This is a genomic window from Clostridium sp. AM58-1XD (genome assembly GCF_003464085.1).
In the GTDB taxonomy this organism is placed as follows: Bacteria; Bacillota; Clostridia; order Lachnospirales; family Lachnospiraceae; genus Lachnoclostridium_A.
Genome location: NZ_QSDR01000027.1, coordinates 58,081 through 64,080, shown reverse-complemented (window position 1 = coordinate 64,080; position 6,000 = coordinate 58,081). Strand labels below are relative to the sequence as shown.

At 57.2% G+C, this 6,000-nt stretch carries 6 protein-coding genes; 2 read left to right on the top strand and 4 right to left on the bottom strand.

What is annotated here, in order from left to right:
• The 3 genes from DXA13_RS22020 to DXA13_RS15825 form a co-directional block, all read right to left on the bottom strand.
• Positions 1-307 (bottom strand): leucine-rich repeat protein (locus DXA13_RS22020; protein ID WP_243009178.1); only part of this gene is annotated, 307 nt, incomplete at its 3' end.
• A complete protein-coding gene (locus DXA13_RS22015) occupies positions 307-1,287 on the bottom strand; it encodes an Ig-like domain-containing protein (RefSeq protein ID WP_243009177.1) in 981 nt (326 codons plus the stop codon). The genes DXA13_RS22020 and DXA13_RS22015, both read right to left, overlap by 1 nt.
• Before the next feature lie 115 nt (positions 1,288-1,402).
• The gene (locus tag DXA13_RS15825; RefSeq protein WP_118245853.1) at positions 1,403-1,780 is read right to left on the bottom strand and encodes a hypothetical protein; all 378 of its coding nucleotides are present in this window, start codon (positions 1,778-1,780) and stop codon (positions 1,403-1,405) included.
• A gap of 207 nt (positions 1,781-1,987) precedes the next feature.
• Between DXA13_RS15825 and DXA13_RS15820 the strand changes: the two genes are divergently transcribed.
• Together DXA13_RS15820 and DXA13_RS15815 are read left to right on the top strand one after the other, a co-directional pair.
• On the top strand, positions 1,988-2,713 hold the full coding sequence (locus tag DXA13_RS15820; RefSeq protein ID WP_118245850.1) for a LytTR family DNA-binding domain-containing protein: 726 nt from the start codon (positions 1,988-1,990) through the stop codon (positions 2,711-2,713).
• Positions 2,710-4,053 carry a sensor histidine kinase gene (locus DXA13_RS15815; protein WP_118245848.1) on the top strand — a complete coding sequence of 448 codons (1,344 nt, stop codon included), beginning with the start codon at positions 2,710-2,712 and terminating at the stop codon, positions 4,051-4,053. Before DXA13_RS15820 ends, DXA13_RS15815 begins: the two co-directional genes overlap by 4 nt.
• Positions 4,054-4,485: 432 nt before the next feature.
• Here DXA13_RS15815 and DXA13_RS15810 read toward each other — a convergent pair whose 3' ends face one another.
• Positions 4,486-5,901 (bottom strand): relaxase/mobilization nuclease domain-containing protein, encoded by a 1,416-nt coding sequence (locus DXA13_RS15810; protein WP_118245862.1) that lies wholly within the window; start codon positions 5,899-5,901, stop codon positions 4,486-4,488.
• Between the last annotated feature and the right edge of the window lie 99 nt (positions 5,902-6,000).

Sequence of the window (6,000 nt, the reverse complement as noted above, 5' to 3'; positions counted from 1 at the left end):
CCGTGAAGCCGCTGCAGCCGGAAAACGCAAAGTCCCCGATCTGGGTGATGGTATCCGGCAGAATTAATCCGCCCGTGAAACCGCTGCAGCCGGAAAACGCAGAGTCCCCAATGGAAACCACCATATAGGCCCTGCCGTTTGACGGCTTGGTTACACTTGACGGGATAGTGAGCGTCCCGGTGGTGTTTCTCCTGTCATACTCGATGAGCTGGACCGTGTCCGGCCCCAGCTCCTTGTAGGTAAAGTGGTCTACCGTAAAACGGTCGTTGATGGTATATACCCTGGCTCCGCCCAGCAGCACCTTCACTATTGGGAGCGGGTCGCAGGCGTAGCCTCCGGGAGCGCCGCCGTGAAAGTGTAGTCCCCAGTCAGCGGCCAGTTATCATCGCCGTCCTGTATGTATTCCGGGCAGCTCCAGCCGGTGATGTCCAGTGTTTCCGCGCCCTCCGTTCCCTCGATTGTGGTGGAAATCTGCGCGGGCAGCATGGAAACCACCGTGTCAAAATCCGCCTGATTGTCCATGCTCACGCTGGTTAAGGGCAACTCGCCCTCGTTCAAGTTTTCATCTCCCACAAACGTCCAGCCGGTGATGGTTTTTACAAGCGCGTCGTTTTCCGGGGGAGCCGTGACGCACTCGCCCTCATGCCCGTCCACAAGGGTACAGCCCTCGGTCTTTGTGCAGGGGAGCGGTTCCGTTGATGGGTTCGCCGGATTTTCCGCCGTGTCCGCAGAAATCGTCACGGTGATCTGCGGCAGCTTCGCGTTGTCTGACAGGGCATAGCCGCCTGCATCCGCCGTGAATACATACTTGCCCTCGGTGTCGCCGTCATAGGCCGGTTCGCTGTCCCAGGTCACCGGGATTTCTGACCTGGACGTGGTGACGGTCGTGACCGTTTTCCCACTGCCCTTTATGGAAGAATCTTTGGAACTGTTCTCCGAAACGCTTTCCTTTGCGTCACTGGGGGTGGCGGTGGAAGAATCGCCGCTGTCGTCCTCCGAGCCGCCCTCTCTGTCGGCTTCGCCGCCATTCACCTTGTCTGGAATGACTGTATCCTCTGTCACACGATAGACCGTTGCCGTCACCGTGTCCGGCAGGTTCAAATCCTCATACGCCGTCCCCACCGGGACGGTCTGCTTTGCCACATCGCTGTCCAGTGGCTCAAAGGACGCGATACTCCCGTCCTCCGGCGCATGGTTCTCCGCCAGCGCCACCGCCGGAAGCTGCGTTACAATCAACGCAGCGGATAAAAACATCGCCCATAGTCTTTTTCTTTTTCGTATCATCATAATCCCTCCTGTTATTCTTTATAAGGACGGACAAAAGAGGAAAGTTCCAGCAGCTCTGTAAGAGCTGCTGGAAGGGGTATACCCTTCCAATCCGTCTGATTACTTTCTCATTGCTCTATGCGCCCCCGGTCCCCGCCCCCAACTCTATGCACCGTGTCAGCGCCTGGGTCATTTTCTGATAGGTCACCGGCTTGCTCCCAAACCAGGGTACGCACAGCCGGTACGCCTGCAAACTAAAATCCAGATCGGAAAACCAGATAAATTTCCGGGGCGGCAGATGGATATTCGTGAGGGTGTTCAGCCCCTCCACACCGTCCTGGGCGATGATAATCACATCCGGCTCCGCCTGTTTCAGCCTTTCATAAAGCTCCGGCCAGTCGGTGCAGCCTGTCATCGTCACCTCCCGTTTTTTTTCACCGCCAAAGCGCCGGATATATTCTAAAAGCTGCTCCCGCTCCGTTTCATCGCCGTCACAGACAACCACGCTCCACATACGTTTCCTCCTCTCCAATTTGGCCGCTTTCTTATCTCCAACATAGCGGAAAAAGAAGCGGATTTCAATGGGTTGGCGTCAAACTGCAAGTTTTGGCGTCAAACTCCATTGCACAAACCCAATTTATTTTGTAAAATGGGATTGACATAGAAAAAATTCTGTGCTAAGAGCCTGCAAAGGCTCCGACAGAAAGGGGGCGCTTTGACGATGAAAGCTGCCATTATAGATGACCTTGCCGCTTGCAGGAATGAAATCCGGGTGTGCTTAAACCGTTATCTGGACGAAAACTACGCGGGGGAAACACCCGTAATTGAAGATTTTGAAAGCGGGGAAACATTCCTGTCCCGCTTCGCCCCGGAAGCCTATGATATGATTTTCATCGACCAGTACATGGACGGGCTTTCCGGTATGGACACCGCCGAAAAAATCCGGGAAAAGGACGGGCTTGTGGCCGTGGTGTTCGTCACCACCAGCCTCGACCATGCGGTTGAGAGCTTCACCGTGCGGGCCTGCGGCTATCTGGTAAAGCCGCTCACCTATGAAAAATTCGAGAAAACAATGGAGCTGGCACGGCTCGCAAAAATCCGCAGCGCCCGGTTTATCCGGGTGGAGAAAAACAAGGTGCTTCTGCGGGAAATTCTCTGGTGCGGACAGGACGACCACTATGTAGAAATCCACACGGCAAAGCGCGGCGTCTTCCGGTTCCGCGTCCCCTTTGGCGAATTTACCGGACAGCTCGCGCCCTACCCGCAGTTTATCACCTGCTATAAAGGCTGCATCGTCAATCTGGAACGGGCGGAGCGGATTGACGAGCTGGACTTTGTGATGGATACCGGGGAACGGGTGCCATTCTCCGCGCGTGACCGGAAGAAAATAGAAACGCTGTTTGACGAGTACACGTTTCAGCGGGAAAGAGAGGACGGCCTGGAATGATGAAGACGGTTGACACGCTGATGGTGCTTTTGTTCCCGTTCCTGGATTTTATCCCCTTCGGCCTCCCCCGGTACTGGCTGTTTCGTGACAGGCTGCGGATTCCCTTCCGGTATATCGTGCTGCTGATGTGTACCGTGGCGGCGGCGAACAGCGCGGCCTTTTACTACATCAACCTGGGCGGTTATGAGGCGGCGGCGCAGTGGACAACGCTCATGCGCTACGGCTTCATGCTGGTGAATCTGGCCTTTTCCTTTTTGCTGATTAAGGAGAGCTTCCCAAAGCTGATGTTTACCTATCTGCTGCTGGTGGCGTGGACGTTCTTTGTGATGGGCAACGCCAACTTTATTGAGAGCCGGTTCTTCTGGGACTTCTCAGACCTGCACCCGTATCTGGTCTACAACATCGCCCGCGTCGGGTTTTACCTGATTACCTGCCCGTTCCTGCTCCGGTTTTTCTATCATACGGTGGCGGACGCGCTGAAAATTGAGGACAAAACCATGTGGCGGTATCTATGGAAAATCCCGCTTTTTTCAGCGGCGTTTGGCCTGCTGTACTGCTTCAACGGCGACGTGTACGCCTATGCCACATGGCCGTTTATGGTGTCCCGTTACCTCATGCTGTTCGGAGCCTGCTATGTGTCCTATGTGGCGTTAAAGGTACTGGAAATCTCGCGCAGCCGGACGCAGCTGGAGGAAACGGTAAAGTATGCGGGCCGGAGCCTGACGGCGCAAAAGAAACAGTTTGACACCCTCGCTGCCCACATGGACGAAACGCGCAGGGCGCGCCACGATCTGCGCCAGCATCTGGCGGCGGTGCAGTCCTATATCGACCACGACGACAAAAAGGGCCTCGCGGAATATGTCGCTGTTTACAAGGACAGGCTGCCAGCCGATACGATGGAATATTTCTGTGCCAACGGCGTGGTGAACGCCGTCATCAGCTACTACGCGGCCCAGGCGCGGGACGCCGGGACTTCGTTTGCGGCAAAGGTCACTTATCCAAAGAATTACCAGGTGTCGGATACGGACATCATCGTGCTGATCGGAAACCTGCTGGAGAACGCCGTGGAAGCCTGCAAACGGGATTCGGCGGACACAAAGTTTATCAAGCTGCGCGTGAAGCAGAAGGGCCAGTCCACGCTGCTGGTCATGGTGGACAATAGCTGCGTGTCAGCCGTCATATTTGAGGACGGAACACCCCTGTCCTCCAAGCGGGAAGGCGTGGGAATTGGCGTGGCCTCCGTCCGGGAGATTGCAGCCCGGTACAACGGGGTGGCGCGGTTTGAGCAGAAAGACGGCGTGTTTTACGCCTCCGTCCGGCTCATGCTGCCAATCGAGTGACACGCGGATAAAGCGGGGCAGGACGGCAGTTTTTCTCCGGCTTTGGTTTTGTCCTGATGGAAGCGGATAGCCTGGGGCAGAGGTAGGGGCAAGCAATGCCCCGGTATATACCGGGACTGCTTGTTGGAGGGCTGCCGCCCCCAAGCCCCCGCAGGAACGGACGCTGGCGCGCCCGTTCCTTTTAAGCCGCCTCCGGCGTCTGCTTGCCTATCCAGACCGTCAAGGGGACGGGTCGTATTTTCTCCGCTGCGCTCCGAAAATCTCCACCCTCAAGCCCCTTGACCGTCTGGATTTTTGCCGTGCATGGGCCGCGCCGACGACGGGGAACAGGATTCCATCCTGCCCCGCCGTCAGCCCGCCCATTGTACGGCAAAACCGGCGATACGCGGGGCGCTGCCCCGCACCCCGGCCTCGGACAAAGAACAGGATTTTTTACCGTCCTTCCTCCCGCTGGCGGTCACGGCGTTTGTCCTGTTCGGACATGCCAAGGATGCGCTCGGCGTTGTTCTTTGCCGTCATCAGTTCTATCATCTTTGCCCGCGCCTGTTTCAGCTCCGGGTAGATTTTTTTGTTCTCCGCCAACAGCGCGGCGTATTCCTGTTTCAGCGACTGGATAGAGGGGAGCTTCTTCATGCCGATGGAATCAAAATACCGCTTCGCCGCCTGACAGGAGAGGATGTCGCCGGTGTGTTCCTCATAAAAACGTGCCGCTTTCTTCGGCGGCAGCTTCCGGTACTGCGCGTAAATCTCGCGGGTCTTGCCGTAAGCGCCGATGTGCTTTTGCAGCTCCGCGATCTCCTTCATCCGTCTTTCATTCGCTTTTGTCTTGTCCGTCAGCGCGTCGAACCGCGCGCCCGCCGCGTCGCTGGCCTGTGCCAGCGCGTCATAATTTTCCAGCCCGTTCTCCTGCAAGTAGACCAGCGTTTTTGCCATCTCCTTGAGGTTATATAACTTCGCCCACCGCTCGAAGCCGGGGGAGTGGGCCTGCTGTAATTTTGCCTGAATGTCAATCAGCAGGTTTGGCTTTGGGGGTGCGTCAGGTGCCGCCGCCTTCCGTTTCGTCGGAGCCAAACGGGCGCCGGAGAGCCGTTCACAGATCGCCGCCTCCGAGTAGTCCGCGCCGAGAGAATCACAGCGCATAAACCGCTTGCCGCCCGGTATCTGAAACGCCAGATGCTTGCCTCGCTTGACCCGCGCGCCCAACCCTTTCATGGTGGCGAGGAAGCTGTCAAAATCCTTCGGGCCTGTGTCCAGAACGCCGTCGATGAGCTGCTCCAGCCGCGCCCGGACGGTGGGCGGTTTTGTATCGCCCAGCCATGTTCCATAGCTGCCCCGGCTGGGCTTCGGGTTCTCAATCACCGACAGGCCGTTTTCCAGACACAGCAGATCGGAGAGCCTGCGGACGGCGAAGGACGAGCGCCAGAAGTTTCGGAACTTCCGGGAGCAGTCGAGGCTGGTGGAGTTGAAAATGATGTGCGAGTGGATGTGCGCCTTGTCCACATGGGTGCAGACGATAAAGGCGTGGCTGCCCTTTGTCAGCGACAGGGCGAGGTCGTAGCCGATTTTGTTCGCCGTCGCCGGGTCAATCTCGCCGGGTTTGAAGGACTGGCGGAGATGGTAGGCGATCACGTCGCTGTCCTTTTTCTCCCGCCCGGTCAGCGCGGCGTACTGTCGTTTGGAGAATAGGAACTCCTGATCGGCTATGGCGGGGTCGCACTCGTAGGCGGTGATCCATTCGCCGCCGTCCGTCTTGTCCGGGTTCTCCACATAATCCGTCGTGCGCCCCAGCGCCTCCGCCACGCTCCGGCCCCTGCCGGTATGCAGGGGCATCAATCTTGTCGTTGCGATGTTTTTCACCCTCTTTCAAATGCTTTGACGTGAAGCGCAAAATGCTCCCCATGTTCTTGATTCTTTGGATGGCAAAATGACACCTGAAAAATCAAGCGG